Source organism: Microcoleus sp. M2_D5 (genome assembly GCF_036701935.1).
GTDB lineage: Bacteria > Cyanobacteriota > Cyanobacteriia > Cyanobacteriales > Microcoleaceae > Microcoleus.
Window position 1 is genome coordinate 1 of record NZ_JAUBRP010000081.1, and the last position, 17,166, is coordinate 17,166.

A 17,166-nucleotide genomic window follows, 5' to 3' on the forward strand; every position below is an offset into this window, starting at 1 on the left:
TTACTACGGATCGGCTTGAGTTGTTAAAACTTTTATCTTCCCAAATTGCTATTTCCATTGAGAATGCTCAGCTTTACAAAAATTTACAGGAGTTTAATCAAAACTTAGAGCAATTAGTGAGCGATCGCACTCAACAATTATCGAACACCCTAGAGGCTTTAAAAGCCACCCAAACTCAGCTAGTTGAATCTGAAAAAATGGCATCTCTGGGAGGATTAGTTGCTGGTGTTGCCCATGAAATTAATACTCCCATCGGAGTGGGTGTCACTGTTGCTTCAGCTTTGGCAGAAAATACCACCGAATTTGCATCTATTTATAAAAGTGGCAAAATGAAGCGATCGGATTTAGAAGAATTTGTCGATATTGCTACCCAAAGCAGTAAGGCACTTCTAATTAACCTAGAGCGGGCGGCAGCCTTAATTCAAAGCTTTAAGCAAGTAGCAGTCGATCGCTCTAGCGAAGAACGGCGTACTTTTCAGATCAGACCTTATCTTGATGAAATTTTATTACAATTAAAACCCAAGTTGAAAAATGGCCAACATTCGCTTAAAATTAAGGGAGATAGCAAAATCGCCATAGATTCTTATCCAGGAGCCTTGTCCCAAGTTGTGACAAACTTGCTAATCAATTCTCTGATTCATGCTTACGAACCAGGAATTTCTGGGGAACTAATCTTTGATTGGGAGCAAGAAGGCAATCGGCTAAGGTTGGAATACGCCGATAAAGGTAAAGGTATTCCCTCAGAAAACTTAAGTAAAATTTTTGAGCCATTCTTTACCACTAAGCGCGGTCAAGGTGGCAGTGGGTTAGGATTACATATTGTCTACAATTTAGTCACCCAAAAACTAAAAGGTGAAATAGAATGTCTAAGTGAGGTGGGAAGAGGCACTAAGTTTATTATTAAATTACCCATGAAAATTGATTCGCAAATGTAGAGTTAGTATGTTGATTTTCTGACCAAGATAACTAAGTAAGTCCACCTTATTAAAACTAAAATAAGGATGACTAAAAAGGTTGCTGTGTAACTATTCTCCATTCTGCCTTTTTCTTAACAGGTTTTATAACTTCAAACCTAAACATTAGTAAAAAATAAAGGTGTACAGTCATGAAAAGTGATTTTGACGATTTGTTAAGTCAACCATCCCCAGAAACAGTATACTTTGCCGAAGTAATCGACTCAGATAGCGACGAGATATTGTTTGCAGATGAAACCACAGAAGAAAAACTGAGTGAAAGCTGGAAAATTTTAGTTGTAGATGATGAGGCTCAAGTTCACACCGCTACCGAAATTTCACTCAGGAAGTTTGTCTTTGAAAATAAATCTTTAACCTTCATTAATGCTTACTCCGCTCGTGAAGCTAGACAGCTAATCCAAGAAAATCCTGATGTAGCCATCATTTTACTTGATGTAATTATGGAAACAGATGATGCTGGCTTAAACTTTGTTAAATATGTCCGAGAAGTTTTAGGCAATCAGTTAGTGCGAATTATTTTACGCACGGGTCAACCCGGACAAGTACCTGAAAAAAGCATTATTATCAATTACGATATTAATGACTATAAAACTAAAACTGAATTAACAACATCAAAGCTATATACTACGATACTAACAGCTTTGAGAAGTTTTTGTTTGGGTCAGAAATTGCAGTCAGAAATAGATCGGCGAGAACAAGTAGAGAAAGCACTTCGTATCAGTGAAGAAAAAGAACACCAAAAAGCTCTTGCCTTAGAGCATTTTGTCAAAGAGCTGCAAGAAACACAACTCCAGCTAGTTCAAAGTGAAAAAATGTCTAGTCTCGGTCAATTAGTTGCAGGTGTCGCTCATGAAATCAACAATCCGGTTAACTTTATTTACGGCAATCTGTCCCACGCCAACGACTATATTAAAGAACTGATTCATATGTTGAATCTTTACCAAAGGTATTACCCGCAACCTGAAGCAGAAATTGTCCATGAAATAGAAGATTCAGAGTTGCCATTTATCATAGATGATTTACCAAAATTGCTTTCTTCTATGCAGTTAGGGATCGAACGCATTCGCAATATTGTTCACTCTATACGCAATTTTTCTCGGTTGGATGAAACTGAAATTAAATCAGTAGATATTCACGAAGGCATTAATAGCACTTTAATGATCTTACAGCACCGACTAAAGGCTAAGTCCGATCGCCCTGCTATCAATGTGATAAAAGACTATGGTGCATTGCCGCTTGTGAACTGTTATGCCGGTCAGCTCAATCAGGTGTTTATGAACCTTTTAGCGAATGCTATAGATGCTTTAGAAGAGCGCCTAAGTAGAGAAGATAGTGCGGTTTTTAACCCCCAGATTTTGATTCGGACTAAAGTTGTACCCGGCAATTCGCATGACAACATTAGCTCGGCTTCCCACATCCTGGTAACAATTTCTGATAATGGTGTGGGCATGACCGAGAAAGTTCGTGCTAAACTTTTCACTCCTTTTTTTACTACTAAGCCCATAGGAAAAGGTACAGGCATGGGATTGTCTATCAGCAGAAAAATTTTAATAGAAAAGCACTGCGGTCAATTGGAGTGTATTTCTAAGCCAGAGCAGGGAACGCAGTTTATTATTGAGCTGCCGACTATCTGTAGAGCCACTAAGATAGCAGCCGTAGCGAATGCCTAGAAAACTCATCGGGCTGAATTGATCGTATACCGTTTTTCAGTTGCAGGAGAATAGAGTTATTGCTAATTGGTAATTGCTCATTAATCGGAATACAGAATTTTTACCCGCAGCAATTCCCCCCATTCTGGGGTCGAAATAGGCGCTGCGGCTTTACCCACATTCTTATAAGTTAGGAATGAGAATTAAATAACTTCCACTCTTGAAAGTGGGATGGGCTCTTATAGCCCGTCATGAGTGGACGGGCGGGACGCCCATCCCACAATAACCATTAAAATTATAAGTTATTTAATTCGCGATCTTTAGTTAGAGCCTAATTTAGCAACGGCTTTTTTTGTAATATCATGGAGGATATCAACGCTTTTCGCTTTGCTGGAAATGCCGCGCAACTTCATGATGACAGACATACCAAAAATAGAGGGCTAAATTCACAAGACCTAATAATTTAGTGCCATCTTCTAGCATCGCGTGTAATCCTTGATTTGGAGTCTCTAAAATATCCTCCAACCGCGAGATAGCAAACAAGAACAATGCTGCCACTAATGGCAGGTAATGAGTGGTTTTGATGTATCGCCAAAACTTAACTCCGTAAAGGAAAACTGCACTGGCATAACACAAATAAATTAATTTCTTAGATATTCCCAACCGAGACATAATCAAAGTCATCCGAAACCTGTCATCCAGGTAAAAGACTCCCAGGAGTAAAGCACTAAAAAATAAGAATATCGCCGCTTTACTACCCGGATCTTTTTGCCGCAAGACTCCGAAAGTAAATGCACAAATTGCGACTGGGAGACACCCGAGAACTTCGGAAACTCCGGTGAGAATGCCTTCGTAAGGGAACCAGAAATTAAAAGGGTCGCTAAATAGGCGTTCAACTCCGCGTCCCTTGTTGTTGAGTTTGGCGTATATGCTCAGCCCGCCCAAAATCAGAAGAGTCAGAATGTTTAAACAAGCTAAAAACGGTACACCAAAAAACTTTTTTTGTAAAATTTTTAAAGAATTTGATAACTTGGGAATTTGATTGAATAAAGGTAGACGCTTCATAAAAAATGTCTCTAAGCAATAGAGTTAGTTAATTATTCACCGGCAGCCAAACCACAAATGTAGTACCGCGATCGGTTGGATAGAAATGAGTTTCCGCAGATGGCAGCCATTCAGGATTGACTGGGGAAAATACTTCTATTTCTCCTTGCATTTGGCGGACTAAATCGCGGGCGATCGCCAAACCCAATCCTGTGCCGGGAATTTCGGTCTGCGCTTTTTCTCCCCGGTAGTGCCGCTCAAATAAATGCTCTAAATCCTGGGGAGGAATGCCGGAACCTGTGTCGCTGACGGCAACTGCTATGGCAGGCAATTGGCTGTATCCTGCCCGATCGCCATCTGCTGCTTTGTACCTGACTTTAATATAAATTTGGCGGCCGGCAGGGGTATATTTCAAAGCATTGTCAATTAAATTGCTCAAAACTTCGCGCAAAGCTCGATCGTTCGCTGATACTGGTGGCAAATCCGCCTCCAAGTCGGCTACCAATTTCAGATGCCTTTCAGATGCGATCGCAAGAGCGGAAATTAACAGCGGTTTTAAGACTTCTGCCACAAAACAGGATTCCTGCAAATTGGCAGCAGGTGACAGCGACAGAGGAGAATGCCGGATTGATTCCACATTGGACATTGCTTTTTCTGAAGTGCCCGATCGCAGTTTTAGATGTGCTTCGCCGGTGTCAACAGTTCGATCGAACTGGCCGAGCAACTCTTGCAGCCGATCGCTCTCTCGGACAATACTAAAAGCCACATTGCGGTTTTTGTCTTCCGGTACCAACCGCCGCGCTAACAGCTTGCCAAAAGTTCGCAACGCTGTCAGCGGACTTTTGAACTGGTGCAGCAAATTGTGCATCGTGTCGTAAACCTGAGCCTGGATTTGCCGGGCCGAACCCAATTCCTGCTGCATCCACTGCGAGCGCTGGTCTAAAATGCAGGCTAGGGCTAAGGTGCGAGCAATTTGTTGTATTTGAGCCTCCTCTGGCTCGTTCCAAGGCCTGTCTTGCCGACCGCTGACTAGGAGTCCCATTACAGCTCCCTCGTGTATTAGAGGCGTCACAATTTGCATCCGCTGCTCCCACAAATTCTCCGGGCCTTGGCACTGATGGGAAGTGCGCTTCTTACCCGGAAGTCTATCGGGTGCGATCGCCCCTACCGTTGATTCTTCCACGGGCCCAACAGGGGGCGCCAGCAGTCGCGGTACCGGTTTGGCTGTCGAGCTTTCGGAAGATTGCAACCTCAACCCCTGATTTTCTTCGGATTCGGCTGAGGTTTCTGGGTAAACGGCGATCGGCACCAACTTTGCTTCGCTGCCTTCTACCAACTCTTGTGTCAGGTATACCGCGCTGAATTTCGCTCCCAAACTAACGGCGATGGCCACCTGCGAACGGCAAAGTTTGACAAATTCTGAACTCGCTGGCATTAACATGAGCGCCACATTTAAGATATCTAACGGAATTCTAAGTAAATTACAAACGATCTGCGGCCGATTACTGATGAGAGACTTCTCGATTTCAGATTTATTCCCTTTGATAGAAGGCAGCTATGTTGAAGGCATGGAGCTTTCACGAACCCAAATTGCCCTGCCTCCCCGTCCGCGCAGCTTCCGCCGATCCCCAAGCTTTGATCTTGCCGGAACTTGTGGCCCACCATACCACAACCGCTACACTTTTGTCGATCGGCACGAATGTTAAGATTATGTCGATATATTAAAAACAGTTGAATTTTTGAGCTAGAACGGATATACTGGCCTCGGATTTGGTAGCTATCATTACAACCTGTCTGCTCATACTGTCTGCTCACATTCGTCGATGAAGAGGAGGTAAAGAAATTGGCCAGGAGACGCAAACGCAAGAGTCGCCGCCGACAAGAAGGACGCAGAATTTTAGAGTGTGTGCCTCAATATAGCATCGAGAGCGGCGAAGATAAACCCGTAACAGCGGCTCGCAAGTTCATCCATGCAGAAGGCATTGCTCCCCCAGCTTTGCTGTTAGTCAAGCGTAACGAGCATACCACTGACAGATACTTCTGGGCTGAAAAAGGTTTATTTGGAGCCCAATACGTAGAAGAGAACCATTTCTTGTTTCCCAGCTTAAAGGTGATGTTGGAAGCTACCACAGAAAAAATTCCTGTGGTGTCAGCCAGTCGCGCATAGCTCAAAATGTTTAGCTCAAAACATTGACAGCAATGTTTTTCTAAGTTTTTTAACAAAAGCGCGAGAGTTCTCATTGTCTGGAGAGTGCCAACTGAAATTTATGCGAAAAGTCCTTAGAAATTAGGGTATAAGGAGCCATCGCAACAGGCTCGATCGCAGCCCGAGGGCGATCGCCACAATTGGCACTTTCACGATAATGGTTTTTTTTGATTGACTGTTTTGTCGATAGAATTTGTCGATCGAACAAGTGGATCAAAAAAACAGCCACTGGTAGATCAACGAGAGATCCGCTCTTGAGTCATCGGTTTGTCAGCTCGAAGTCTAACTACGGCATCTAGCATATCAAAAAACGTTCCGCGTCAAACTTTATAATCGATCGGTTTCAAATCTAAAGCTTTTTGCATGGCTGCTAGTTCATCGCGGTGAGCTCTGACAGTAACAAAGCTCTTGGTTGGGCTTCCAGACTCAGCAACTGATTCGAGTTTGAGCGAGACTTGCTCAGAGCGTCCAGCTTTTTTCCAGTAAAATATCCCCGCCAGCGGAGACAGCAGTACCAAAGCTAGGAAAATTTGACCCTGCTGAGGAACTAGCATTCCCAAAACCAGTCCCAAGCACAGAGCGCCACCTGCACTCAGCAGAGTTAGAAAAATAGCTAGAAACCAACTCGGCCGCACAAAACCCTCAAACGTGACTTTATAGTTGGGGGCATCGACGGCTGCAACTCGGTAAGCTCTCTGGGCAAAATACTGTTGTAAGTCGGTTAACAGTGACTCTTGGGCGCTTTCGGAAGCCAGCTTGACTTGTTCGATTCGATCTTTGACTGAAGCCTTGATGAAGAAAAACAAGCCAACAGCCAACAGTAGGGTCAGCACAAAGGTAGAAGGAAGAACAGCAGTATCCATCGGTAGAAGTTTGTGTAATTGAAATTATCTACTATTACTTTACAGAACTTTACATAAAAAAGCGATCGAGGACTTACGCAGACACTTTTTTACCAAGATTCGCAGAAAGCTTCTTCTGCAAGGCGTTTTGCTCTCCATCACGCAATTCCCATATCTCCCCATCGTCGCTAATTCTCAAGTGACAATGCGTAAGTCCTGACGCGCCGTGTAGATGCTTGAATCGCTGTGCGGCGATCGAGCAAAGCGAAGGCAATCAGGCAAATCGCTTTGCAAGTAGCGCCAGCATCTCCAGGGTTTAGGCATCCGATTCCAACTCGGCTAACCTGTGTGACCAGTTTCTAAGGCGCGGGATCGACGCTCTGACGCGCCGTTTCCCTGACCAATGTAATCGTGCCAGAGACGAGCGAGGTCTTGAGCTTGGTGCCGCCACTCAGGGAGGATTTGATACATCCGGCGGGGGCGGCCTCGTCCTTCTACTTTTTTCCAGTAACCGGTGATTACGGCTTCATCTTCGAGGAATTTCAGAGCGCTGTAGAGAACGGTATCAGAAAGTCGGTAGATGGGGAATTCCCTCTCTAGTTGGCCAATCAGTTCTGTACCGTAGGAATCTCCGCGCAATAACACGGAGAGAATGTAACACACAGCTAATTCCTTGTTTAGATAAACAGGAGGGGGATCTTGAAAAAATTGATAGATATGTTCAAACTTCATCTGTCTTGTCCGCTGGAAACTCTCGTGATACCGTCAGGTTAACGGGAGAGGAAAGCGGGGCGGGGTGTGCCGCTTCCTAATGATTAAGTGGGACACCGGGGAAACAGAGGTGCAGTATTTCCCCAGTGAATGTTGATAGCCCCAAACGCTTGTCCTGCACTTCGGTAATGTTTGCCTGCGACTTGGTTGAGCAGCGCGGGCGTAACTAGCGCAATTTTTTTCCTCTTCCAATCTATCGCAGCGACTATTGTCAAGTGTGCGATCGCCTGCAAGAGTTGGCAGTTACTTTGGGAGTTAGCGTGTTAACTGAATTTGCCGTTGATGTTGGCGTTCAACAAGCGCAGGCTTTAAACCGAACTCAGGCCTAACATAGCCCGCAGTGTAAAAGTTAGAAAGACAAAAGTCGCTACAATCGAACTAATCAGGGCGATCGCACTTGTCGGTCGATCCAGCAGGGGTTTGAGTCGCTCGAACAGGAAAAAGAAAATTCCCAGACATATCGTAATGAAAAAGCGCGGGTAGCGAGAGACGTTATTAATAAAATCTTGCATTGGCTTGGTGGGGTAAAGTGTCACAGCAAAATCTTTGACTGGCAACACTTGTGAGCGAGTTAGACAATTTTGGCACAGCCGGAGCTAAATCTGCCGATCGGGCGATCGGGCATTTTTGCCGGCGAGGCTGACATATATAATTCTAACGAAAACTTTTCCCCCTGCGTTCCGGCACTGTCTGTTTAATGTCGCGCGACCTCGGGTAACAACTGCAGAAGTATTTCTATTGAGTTCTAGTTGTGATAAATATTATAGGGCCGTTATTTCTAGATAAATGTCTGCTTCCGCACCTTTTCAAGTCTTGCCGCGTCCCTTTCTGAAATGGGCAGGAGGTAAAACCAAGTTGATTGGACAATATCAACCTTATTTTCCTGAAAAGTTCACCACTTACTACGAGCCTTTTTTGGGCGGCGGAGCTGTATTTTTTTACTTAGCACAACAGCACCCTGGTTTGCAAGCTATTTTAACAGATATTAATCCTGAATTGATTAATGCTTATCGCTGTGTCAGGGATAAAGTTGAAGAGCTGATTCTACTTTTACAGGAGCATCAGTTAGAACACACCAAGGACAATAAAAATTATTATTACTCTGTGCGATCGCGCTCCTACAAAACAGATACAGAAAGAGCAGCACGGCTAATTTACCTCAATAAAACTTGTTACAACGGTCTCTACAGAGAAAACTCAAAAGGTGAATTTAATGTTCCCATAGGTCGATACAAAAATCCTCAAATTTGTCAAGCAGATTTACTGCGATCGGTCTCATCTTTACTCGCGCCCGCTCAAATAGAAGTGAGAAAGTTCGATGAAATTTTAGATTTTGCTACTAGCCGCGAAGACTTTGTTTATTTTGACCCGCCTTATTATCCTATCAGTGCCACGAGTAACTTTACGGCTTACAGCCGCGATAATTTCAAAGAATTTGAACAGGTTAAACTGAGAGATATTTTTGCAGAACTTGCAGAACGGGGCGTGAAAGTTATGCAGTCTAATTCTAACTGCGATTTTATCGAAAAAATTTACAGCGATACTCAAGTTTTTTCAAATAAATCTCTGCCAAAATTCATTGAAATATCAGCATCTAGAGGGATTAATTCTAATAGTTGCAAGCGAGGAAAAGTCAAGGAATTATTAATACGTTCATTTTAAATTACACTTAAGCAAAGTTTCTACTTAAGCATATTTTGTCGGGCAGCCCGTGACCTCAGAAACCGGGTTGATTCGTAAATTTATCGTGACTCAACGAAAAACTCGTAGAAACCGGGTTTCTAGCCCCCATCATTAGTTTATTCCTATATTTTTAACTATTCAAAAAAATATTGTAGAAACTGGTTTTCAAAATCGGCCAGAAAAAAGGAAGTATTACCTATTGATTTTTCGGGACGTTAGGGGTATAATTTAATAATGGGAGTGGTAAATAAAATTTTATTTTTGTCACTATTCCCATTATTAGATTATACTTCTAAAAAGTGTCAGAGTCAAGCTGTAAATCAAAAAAAAAGGTGAGTTTTTTTTAAATTTTAAAAAATAAAAAACATTCGATGACTAATAGTCTGTTACCGTGAATAATAGCAGTTTGGAAAAAAAGCAACTGTAGGGAAGCTCGAAAGGGCGATCGCCATCAGCCACGGACAAATATTTATGGGTACTTCCTGATTAGAGATATTTGTTAGCCCAGGTAATAAAACCTTCGAGCTTGTGAACTGCCAACAGATTTTCATTGTCAGGAACTTGTGTTTTAAACCAGTCGATCGAACCTTGCCTCATACCGTCACCGCCCACTATAACAATAGTTGGCACCGGATAGCAATTTTTAATATTTAAATTGAGGTAAGGATACTTCTCGTCTACTGAACCTTTGTCTTCTTGCCACTTGCACTCAACAATTAGACCCCGAGGAAAAAAACCGGAACCAAGAATATAAAAATCGACATTTATTTCAGTTTTATAAATGCTAGATCCGATATAAACCTGTTTAGCATATCGCTTGGGATTTTCAGTAGAGATTAAGAGCCAATCTCGCTTGCGCTTTTTCGGCAACTGGGGACATATTTCGAGATATCCGTGGCCTCTCAACGTACCTTCTACAGTTGTTTCTAAAACCAAACCAGTTTTATTGGCTCTACAACCCCTATTCATTTTGTTTGCTCCTGAATATACTTTGAATTAAGCCGATCGCACTTGAATCACTCCTCGGTCAAAAACCCGTTTGTCAGTACCGATAGAACTGACAAACATCCGGTCTTCATAGACATCAAACGTCGCAAAACTCAGGCGGCTAGCAGAATACTCCGTCCACTCAGAACGCCCCACCCCACGAGTGCCCCCGCCGGCACCGCAAATTAAATAAGTCGTACCGTTAATAGATCGAGTGCGTTCGTAACTGTGCTCGTGTCCGTTGATATAAAGCTGCACGCCGTACTTTTGAAACAAAGGCGTCAAAGTCTTAATAAAAGGTTGATTCAATCCGTACAGGCCAGAGGAATATATCTGGTGGTGGCCGAACACAACTTTCCAAGGTGCGGTGCTCTGACTCAACTCTTTTTCCAGCCAAACAAGCTGATTTTCCCAATCCGCATTGTGATTGGTATCTAAAGCAAAAAACTGTACGGGATCGCGGCGAAAAGTATAGTAGCGACCTTGCATATTAAAACCCGCATATTTAACTTGCGGGTCGCCGTTAGCAGTGCGGATGTCGTGATTTCCCAGACAAGCATAAAATTTTACACCTTGCTGCAATAACGGCTGATAAGGCCGCTCGAAAACAGCATTAATTTTTTCAATTTCGCCGTTATTGTAGATATTGTCGCCGGCGAGAACAGCAACATTAAAAGGGTTTTCGCGGTGATATTGCGCCATCGCCTCAGCCACAGCATACTGACCTTCTGCACCCGTACCGGTGTCGGCCACCGAAATAAAGCGTAAAATAGGCGGTGAGGGCGGCAATGGGACGATCGCCCTTTGGGCCTCAACGTTAGAAGCCACGGCAGCATAAGTGTCTGTACCCCAGGAAGTCCGAAGCTGAAACATTTTCCAGACTCCGGTAAAACCTAAGCTGCTGAGACTGCCTAAAACTAGAAAGTGACGGCGTTTGATGCTCATTTTGATTCGGCTACAACTAAGTTAAATGATAAATTAAGGTTGAGATGGCTCAATTAAAATTTATCTCGTTTACATATATTTGCAACGCCCCAAGGCAGAGAAAATGTCAGAAGAACAACTAAACCAGTCAACTCCAGAACCCTCTCAATCTCCGACACCGCAGGTTGATTCGGCCCCAAAGTCTGCCCCCACTGGCAGAAAAACTCAAAATGCCAGCAGCGCGGTTCCCAAAAATCAGAGAATCAAAGCTTTGATGGCCTCGATTGGGAATTTGGGAAAAAAAGAGAAAAAATTAGCAGCCGAACCGCCGCTGCAGCCCCAAAAGCCGATCGCGCCCACCGCTTCTGACTCAGCAACAGCAACTCCTCCGGCTGTTGCTGCGGAAGTTAACAGCGTCCCACCAAAAGTTGCCGTAAAAGTTGAGAAAAAGCCTGTATCCCAACGCCCGGAAGGGAGTTTTTTAGAGAAAGTCGTTGTACTTTGGCAAAGTATTGTACGGCTAGTGCGATCGCTACTGCCACCATCTACGAACCAGAAGCTGTCCGATCCAATTTTAAACGCCGCATTAGCCGCAATTCTGATCGTTGCAGTCGGTTTAACTTTCAACAGTTTCTCAGCAAAACCGCCGGAGAAAGTAGCAAAAGTGCCTTTGCCAGCAGCGCAGCAGTCGCCGCCAACGTTTGGAGATTTTATGGCATCGGAAACGCCAAAATCCCCAGAGGCGATCGTACCGTCAGCGCCAATTTCTCCTAAATTCAAAAGCAAGTTGCCCGATTTAGTGACCCCGGAAAAACCCCAACCAGTAGAAATTATCCCACCGCCACCGCTGACGCCCGAACAGTCTCTGATTGCTGCGATTCAAACTCAAGTTACTGAGATTAAGAATCGACTGGGAGGCGGTTTAGTTGAGTCTGTTAAAGCTAATTTTGCCAGCAGCATTTTGACAGTAAAAGTCGCTGAAGATTGGTACAAACTCAGCGCAGTTGAGCAAAATCAACTAGCAACGAAGATGTGGAAGGAAGCTAATTCACTCGATTTCAGCAAGTTAGAAATTGCGAATATGGAAGGCAAGTTAATAGCTAGAAGTCCGGTTGTTGGTTCGGAAATGATTATTTTAGACAGAGGGATGAATTAGAATTTAAATAGTCTGTATCTGTAGACTCTCAAACAGATGTTATATCGTTTCCGGCTGCATCGGAATCATACCGAGGACACGGCTTTTGGAGTGTCCATACCCAATTAATTTTAGGGACACGGCAGTGCCGTGTCCTCCGTTTATACAGCATATTCCATGTATATGTGATACACACAATATTACGAGAGCCCATGTAAGGTGCCACGGGCTCTATAAATCTGCAAGTTTGATCCAAGATATCGCAGATCCGCACCCTACCAAACTTATTTACCGGACATTAAATTAATTAACTTTGAGGAAAATTGAAAAATGACAATTTTAACTCAAGTCGAACAACTAGAAATTGAATATCCCAGCAGCGACGGAAAGCCGATGGCTGAAAGCGACATCACGCGCGATTACATGACTTACAGCGTTGAAGCTGTCAAGCTTTACTTTCAAGAACGTTCTGATGTTTACGTGTCAGCCAATTCTTTCATATATTATGAAGAAGGGAACAATCAGGCAGTTGTGGCCCCGGATGTTTATGTGGTGTTTGGAGTTGCCAAACGCAAAAGGGATAATTATAAAGTTTGGGAAGAAGGGGGAATTACTCCAGATTTTGTGTTAGAAATTACTTCGGAAACAACTCAGACGAAAGACCAAGAAACTAAACCGGAAATTTATCGAGCTTTGGGAGTTAGGGAATATTTTCAGTACGATCCGTCGGGAGATTATCTGAATCCGATTTTACAGGGAGTTCGTCTAATAAACAATCAGTACGAGCCGATTGCCGCCAACAATATCGCTTTCGATACGCTGTGGTTGTTTAGTGAAGTGCTGGGACTGGAATTGCATCTAATTTCAGGAGAATTGAGGTTTAGAGTTCCTGAAACGGGTGAGTTTTTGAAGACTCACAAGGAAGAAAACCTGGGACGACTGGCCGCGGAGTCAACATTGCGCCAGCTCGTAACTCAACTCTTAAATTCTGGAATGAGTCTGGAACAGGTAGCGCAAATGATGAATTTATCAACCGTGGAAGCGAGACGATTGGTAGGGGAAAACTTTTGATCGATCGCACTTTTCCAACATATCAAGAATAGTGCGATCGAGGTATGGGACAAACTGAGAACAGTCAACAGCCAACAGTCAACTATTAACTAATGACTATAGAGGCTTATTAGTAGGTTTAAAACCCTGCTTTTGAAAATAGGTTCTAAATACCTCCTGAGCAATTGGTGCCGCCGATACAGAACCAAATCCGCCGCCTTCAACTATAACTGCGATCGCAACTTCCGGTTTATCAGCAGGAGCAAAACCCACAAACATAGAATTGTCAGGATGACCGGGCATTTCCACCGTCCCAGTCTTACCAGCACTTAAAGGAATAGTACCATCATTCATGCGTTTGCCAGTACCTTTTTTCACCACGTCAATCAATCCCTGGCGAACTACATTCAAAGTTGCCGGCTTAATACCTGTGGAAACTTTTTTGGTAATAGGAGTATTGGTTTGAGAAGCCAACAAATGCGGCTGAACCCGATAACCGCCATTAGCAACAGTTGACACCATCACAGCCAACTCTAGAGGAGTACAAAGTACCAAGCCTTGACCGATCGACATTGTTACTGTATCGCCAACGTACCAATCTTCACCATACATTTTCTGTTTCTCTGCTGGTACCGGAACTTGACCGTGATTGGCGGATTCCAACCCCAAAAGGTCTAAATTAATAGTACCGCCAATGCCCATTTTCTTAGCCGCTTTAGCCATTTCTTCGGGGCCGGCAGCCATACCTACTTGATAGAAAAACGTATTGCTGCTGTAGGCTAAAGCGTCGCGGAAACCGATAACGCCGTAACCGCCGCTGTGTTCGTTAAAAGAAATTCCGCCGATCGTAATTGAAGAAGAAGTGCCCAAAGTCGAGTCAGGAGAAAACTTGCCCGACTCCATCCCCGCTATAGCAGTGACAATTTTAAAAGTGCTACCGACTGGATAACCTTGAACGGCTCGATTTAAAAACGGTTTTTCTGGCCCTTGCAGCCGATCCCATTCTGTTTGAGTCACCTTCCGGGTGAAAATATTGGGGTCAAATGTCGGCCAACTAGCCATTGTTAAAAGAGCTCCGGTTTTTACGTCGATCGCCACAACTGCACCCAGGCGATCGCCCAAAGCTTTTTCCGCAGTTTTCTGCATATCTAAATCTAAAGTTAGCTGCACCGGTTTGCCGGGAATAGGGTCTTTTACACCTAAATCTTGGATTTCCTCGCCCTTAGCATTCACCTCGATTAAACGGTTTCCCCAAACGCCCTCTAAAGTTGAATTGGCTAATTTTTCAACTCCCATTTGACCCACGAGCATCCCCATCGGATATGCAGGATTAGCTTTTAATTGCTCTAAACTAGCTTCGCCGACGTATCCCAAAAGGTGAGCTGCTAATTGCTGGTGGGGATTGTCTCGGCTCGATTCTACGCGAATTTCAACTCCCCGCAAAGTATTAGCTTGTTCTCCCAAAGCGACGAAAGTACCGACATCAATATCCTTACTAATTCGCACTGGCAGGGCCGATCTGTAGCCTGCTCCATCGATTTTTTTGATAATTTCGGCCGCGGGAAGTTTGACTATCGGGCCCAGTGTAGCGGCGATCTCTTGCCACTCTTTGGCCGATCGCTCTTTTGGCCACACATAGACCGATCGAGATACGCGGCTGGCCGCAAAAATTTTGCCGTTGCGGTCTAAAATTTGACCGCGAGTCGCTGGGACTGAAACAGGGCGAATGCGGTTATTTTCCGCCCGCTGTCGGTTGTAGGCTCCCTGTATCAGTTGCAGTTCGGCTAGACGAAATATTGGTAGCGCCATCAAGGTAGTGACGATCAGCATAAAAATCATAACTTGGAGCGATCGGCTGCGTTGCCGTGAAGCATTGTCCAAGCCATTTTTGTCGAATCGGACTTTAGAGTTAAAAGAAAAATCGCCAGCCATATTAATTAATCTGCTCTTTTTATTCAACTAACAGGTTGATACGGTTCCCATCCGGATTATTTTGCCTATGATACAGCGATTATAACTTCTCACTCTTTAGTGACAGACATAAATTCTGCCCGTTGGTAGACGAATCAGCCGGATTGCTTGATTAAGGTATATAAGATGTATGTTAAATATCAAGTTTTTTTGACAATTCAACTGTTAAGGAGGTACGAGCGCTGTGGAACCGATCGATTTTTTGATTGCTTGGCTGGTGACGGGCAGCAGCTTGCTGCTAATTTCTCAACTGCCGATCGGCGTACAAATTGACAGCACACCGAAAGCAGTAATTTCCGCTGCGGTTTTGGGAATGTTGAATGTTTTAATTTTGCCCATTCTGAAAGCAGTTTTTTTCGTGCCGAACCTACTGACGTTGGGGTTGCTTTCCGGCGTGTTTGCTTTTGTCATGAACGTGATTGTTTTTGCCTCGGCTGCGAAGCTAGTTGAAGGATTTAGTTTGCGGATGGGCCTTTGGAGCGCGGTACTGGGGGCGATCGCCTTGGCTGTAGTTAGCAGCTTTATCAATAGCGCACTGATTTAGCAACTCCCCCAGAAAAAGGGCGATAGAAATCGCCCGATATTTCCACACCTTACCTGGCGCGTTTCCTGTGCCTACAAGCAATTTCTATCGCCGAATATTTCTTCTCCCTTCTCCCTTCAATCCGTTACATCCGTTACATCCGCTACATCCGTTAAACAATCCGTTGCCGAACTTCCTTCAATCCGTTACATCCGTTACATCCGTTAAACAATCCGTTGCCGAACTTCTTTCAATCCGTTACATCCGTTAAACAATCCATTGCCGAACTGCCTTCAATCCGTTACATCCGTTACACAATCCGTTGCCGAACTTACTTCCCAATCAGCGACTTATAGGCTGTCACCTTAATATCGATCCCAGTAATATCTGTGCCGACAACAACAGCCACCGCTCCTAAATCCAAGGCTTTTTTAGCCATTTCCGGCCCCGATATCCCGCCTTCGCAGATAACGGGAACCTTAAGCTTTTCTACCATTTCCGCAAGCAAATCAAATCCCGGCGGCGAGAAATTTTCCGTCTGGGCAGTATAGCCAAAAAGAGTAGTTGCTACAGTATCTGCACCAGCTTCGGCTGCCGCGATCGCAGCTTCTATTGTATCTACATCCGCCATCACTAATTTACCCAATTCACTGTGAATTCGCGCGATTAACGTCTTTAACTCTTCGCCGGGAGGACGGTTTCTCTCAGTAGCATCAACGGCGATAATATCGGCTCCATTCGCGGCGATCGCCCGCGCGTCTTCAAACCGAGGAGTAATGTAAATCTCGCATCCCGGCAATTGCTGCTTCCAAATCCCAATTATGGGAGCGGATATCTGTTTTCGCACCGCCCCAATGTGAGCCGGAGTGTCAATCCGCACGCCCGATGCACCTCGATTGATGGCGGTTCGAGCCATTGCCGCAATTACGATCGGATCGTGCAGCGGCGAATCAGCAGGTGCTTGACAAGAAACAATTAATCCTGTAGGAATTTGACAATTAATCATGGGGAATTGCGGATGGGGAATTGGTAATTGGGAATTACAAATTATACCAGTTCAAAAAAAGAATGTAACTGTAGACCATATCCCAACCTATATCAAATGAGTCAATCGATTTTAGATTTTAGATTTTAGATTTTAGATTTTAGAGGCGACTTGCGCGAGATAAATGCTCTTTCTTGAGGATTTTTATATTTTCGATTTTTGATTGATTTCAGGGATAAATCACGTGGCGGGTACCACCTTTGAAATTCGTGGTAATTCCCCAATCTAAAATCTAAAATCTAAAATCTAAAAATGAGTCAATCGATTTTATATTTTAGATTTTATATTTTAGATTTTAGAGGCGACTTGCGCGAGATAAATGCTCTTTCTTGAGGATTTTTATATTTTCGATTTTTGATTGA

General features: G+C 43.9%; 18 protein-coding genes. 8 read left to right on the top strand and 10 right to left on the bottom strand.

Annotation, left to right across the window (positions count from 1 at the left end; all coding sequences use genetic code 11):
* Both QUA50_RS24800 and QUA50_RS24805 read left to right on the top strand, forming a co-directional pair.
* Positions 1-935 (top strand): GAF domain-containing sensor histidine kinase (locus QUA50_RS24800; RefSeq protein WP_333267783.1); only part of this gene is annotated, 935 nt, incomplete at its 5' end.
* Positions 936-1,105: 170 nt separating this feature from the next.
* The gene (locus QUA50_RS24805) at positions 1,106-2,644 is read left to right on the top strand and encodes an ATP-binding protein (protein ID WP_333267785.1); all 1,539 of its coding nucleotides are present in this window, start codon (positions 1,106-1,108) and stop codon (positions 2,642-2,644) included.
* Between the two features lie 351 nt (positions 2,645-2,995).
* On the opposite strand, the gene QUA50_RS24810 is transcribed toward QUA50_RS24805, so the two are convergent.
* Positions 2,996-3,688 (bottom strand): hypothetical protein, encoded by a 693-nt coding sequence (locus tag QUA50_RS24810; RefSeq protein WP_333267787.1) that lies wholly within the window; start codon positions 3,686-3,688, stop codon positions 2,996-2,998.
* Between the two features lie 28 nt (positions 3,689-3,716).
* Positions 3,717-5,108 carry a GAF domain-containing sensor histidine kinase gene (locus QUA50_RS24815; RefSeq protein WP_333299506.1) on the bottom strand — a complete coding sequence of 464 codons (1,392 nt, stop codon included), beginning with the start codon at positions 5,106-5,108 and terminating at the stop codon, positions 3,717-3,719.
* 116 nt (positions 5,109-5,224) lie between these two features.
* Between QUA50_RS24815 and QUA50_RS24820 the strand changes: the two genes are divergently transcribed.
* Both QUA50_RS24820 and QUA50_RS24825 read left to right on the top strand, forming a co-directional pair.
* A complete protein-coding gene (locus QUA50_RS24820) occupies positions 5,225-5,392 on the top strand; it encodes a hypothetical protein (protein WP_333267791.1) in 168 nt (55 codons plus the stop codon).
* 118 nt (positions 5,393-5,510) lie between these two features.
* Positions 5,511-5,834, top strand: coding sequence for a DUF3155 domain-containing protein (locus QUA50_RS24825; protein WP_006635576.1), 324 nt, complete (start codon positions 5,511-5,513; stop codon positions 5,832-5,834).
* A 359-nt stretch (positions 5,835-6,193) separates the two neighbouring features.
* On the opposite strand, the gene QUA50_RS24830 is transcribed toward QUA50_RS24825, so the two are convergent.
* From QUA50_RS24830 to QUA50_RS24845, 4 genes are all read right to left on the bottom strand, one after another.
* Positions 6,194-6,736 (bottom strand): cofactor assembly of complex C subunit B, encoded by a 543-nt coding sequence (locus QUA50_RS24830; RefSeq protein WP_333267793.1) that lies wholly within the window; start codon positions 6,734-6,736, stop codon positions 6,194-6,196.
* Positions 6,737-6,910: 174 nt separating this feature from the next.
* The gene (locus QUA50_RS24835) at positions 6,911-7,039 is read right to left on the bottom strand and encodes a hypothetical protein (protein ID WP_333212707.1); all 129 of its coding nucleotides are present in this window, start codon (positions 7,037-7,039) and stop codon (positions 6,911-6,913) included.
* A gap of 15 nt (positions 7,040-7,054) precedes the next feature.
* A complete protein-coding gene (locus tag QUA50_RS24840) occupies positions 7,055-7,447 on the bottom strand; it encodes a PadR family transcriptional regulator (protein ID WP_242716440.1) in 393 nt (130 codons plus the stop codon).
* A gap of 347 nt (positions 7,448-7,794) precedes the next feature.
* On the bottom strand, positions 7,795-7,998 hold the full coding sequence (locus tag QUA50_RS24845; protein WP_333083642.1) for a DUF751 family protein: 204 nt from the start codon (positions 7,996-7,998) through the stop codon (positions 7,795-7,797).
* Positions 7,999-8,272: 274 nt separating this feature from the next.
* Here QUA50_RS24845 and QUA50_RS24850 point away from each other — a divergent pair, with 274 nt between their 5' ends.
* Entirely contained in the window at positions 8,273-9,148 is an 876-nt protein-coding gene (locus QUA50_RS24850; protein ID WP_333267796.1) for a DNA adenine methylase, read from the top strand.
* A 507-nt stretch (positions 9,149-9,655) separates the two neighbouring features.
* Here the strand turns inward: QUA50_RS24850 and QUA50_RS24855 are convergent.
* Positions 9,656-10,138 (bottom strand): PD-(D/E)XK nuclease superfamily protein, encoded by a 483-nt coding sequence (locus QUA50_RS24855; RefSeq protein WP_333267797.1) that lies wholly within the window; start codon positions 10,136-10,138, stop codon positions 9,656-9,658.
* Positions 10,139-10,165: 27 nt separating this feature from the next.
* Complete coding sequence (locus QUA50_RS24860) at positions 10,166-11,101, bottom strand: metallophosphoesterase (RefSeq protein ID WP_333267799.1); 936 nt, start codon at positions 11,099-11,101, stop codon at positions 10,166-10,168.
* 103 nt (positions 11,102-11,204) lie between these two features.
* Here QUA50_RS24860 and QUA50_RS24865 point away from each other — a divergent pair, with 103 nt between their 5' ends.
* Both QUA50_RS24865 and QUA50_RS24870 read left to right on the top strand, forming a co-directional pair.
* Positions 11,205-12,236 (top strand): hypothetical protein, encoded by a 1,032-nt coding sequence (locus QUA50_RS24865; RefSeq protein WP_333267801.1) that lies wholly within the window; start codon positions 11,205-11,207, stop codon positions 12,234-12,236.
* A 309-nt stretch (positions 12,237-12,545) separates the two neighbouring features.
* On the top strand, positions 12,546-13,286 hold the full coding sequence (locus QUA50_RS24870) for a Uma2 family endonuclease (RefSeq protein WP_333267803.1): 741 nt from the start codon (positions 12,546-12,548) through the stop codon (positions 13,284-13,286).
* 96 nt (positions 13,287-13,382) lie between these two features.
* On the opposite strand, the gene mrdA is transcribed toward QUA50_RS24870, so the two are convergent.
* Positions 13,383-15,197: a penicillin-binding protein 2 gene (mrdA, locus tag QUA50_RS24875; RefSeq protein ID WP_333267804.1), complete on the bottom strand. Its 1,815-nt coding sequence runs from the start codon at positions 15,195-15,197 to the stop codon at positions 13,383-13,385.
* A 223-nt stretch (positions 15,198-15,420) separates the two neighbouring features.
* Between mrdA and QUA50_RS24880 the strand changes: the two genes are divergently transcribed.
* A complete protein-coding gene (locus tag QUA50_RS24880) occupies positions 15,421-15,780 on the top strand; it encodes a phage holin family protein (protein WP_333267806.1) in 360 nt (119 codons plus the stop codon).
* A gap of 310 nt (positions 15,781-16,090) precedes the next feature.
* Here the strand turns inward: QUA50_RS24880 and QUA50_RS24885 are convergent, their stop codons facing one another.
* Positions 16,091-16,765, bottom strand: coding sequence for an N-acetylmannosamine-6-phosphate 2-epimerase (locus QUA50_RS24885; protein ID WP_333267807.1), 675 nt, complete (start codon positions 16,763-16,765; stop codon positions 16,091-16,093).
* Positions 16,766-17,166: the final 401 nt, after the last annotated feature.

Bases quoted from the DNA above. Each gene is read 5' to 3' on its own strand.
- QUA50_RS24860 (WP_333267799.1), bottom strand. From the start codon at position 11,101: ATGAGCATCAAACGCCGTCACTTTCTAGTTTTAGGCAGTCTCAGCAGC.
- QUA50_RS24870 (WP_333267803.1), top strand. From the start codon at position 12,546: ATGACAATTTTAACTCAAGTCGAACAACTAGAAATTGAATATCCCAGC.
- QUA50_RS24840 (WP_242716440.1), bottom strand. From the start codon at position 7,447: ATGAAGTTTGAACATATCTATCAATTTTTTCAAGATCCCCCTCCTGTT.
- QUA50_RS24885 (WP_333267807.1), bottom strand. From the start codon at position 16,765: ATGATTAATTGTCAAATTCCTACAGGATTAATTGTTTCTTGTCAAGCA.
- QUA50_RS24850 (WP_333267796.1), top strand. From the start codon at position 8,273: ATGTCTGCTTCCGCACCTTTTCAAGTCTTGCCGCGTCCCTTTCTGAAA.
- mrdA (WP_333267804.1), bottom strand. From the start codon at position 15,197: ATGGCTGGCGATTTTTCTTTTAACTCTAAAGTCCGATTCGACAAAAAT.
- QUA50_RS24835 (WP_333212707.1), bottom strand. From the start codon at position 7,039: ATGCCTAAACCCTGGAGATGCTGGCGCTACTTGCAAAGCGATTTGCCT.
- QUA50_RS24855 (WP_333267797.1), bottom strand. From the start codon at position 10,138: ATGAATAGGGGTTGTAGAGCCAATAAAACTGGTTTGGTTTTAGAAACA.
- QUA50_RS24830 (WP_333267793.1), bottom strand. From the start codon at position 6,736: ATGGATACTGCTGTTCTTCCTTCTACCTTTGTGCTGACCCTACTGTTG.
- QUA50_RS24820 (WP_333267791.1), top strand. From the start codon at position 5,225: ATGTTGAAGGCATGGAGCTTTCACGAACCCAAATTGCCCTGCCTCCCC.
- QUA50_RS24815 (WP_333299506.1), bottom strand. From the start codon at position 5,108: ATGTTAATGCCAGCGAGTTCAGAATTTGTCAAACTTTGCCGTTCGCAG.
- QUA50_RS24810 (WP_333267787.1), bottom strand. From the start codon at position 3,688: ATGAAGCGTCTACCTTTATTCAATCAAATTCCCAAGTTATCAAATTCT.
- QUA50_RS24805 (WP_333267785.1), top strand. From the start codon at position 1,106: ATGAAAAGTGATTTTGACGATTTGTTAAGTCAACCATCCCCAGAAACA.
- QUA50_RS24845 (WP_333083642.1), bottom strand. From the start codon at position 7,998: ATGCAAGATTTTATTAATAACGTCTCTCGCTACCCGCGCTTTTTCATT.
- QUA50_RS24865 (WP_333267801.1), top strand. From the start codon at position 11,205: ATGTCAGAAGAACAACTAAACCAGTCAACTCCAGAACCCTCTCAATCT.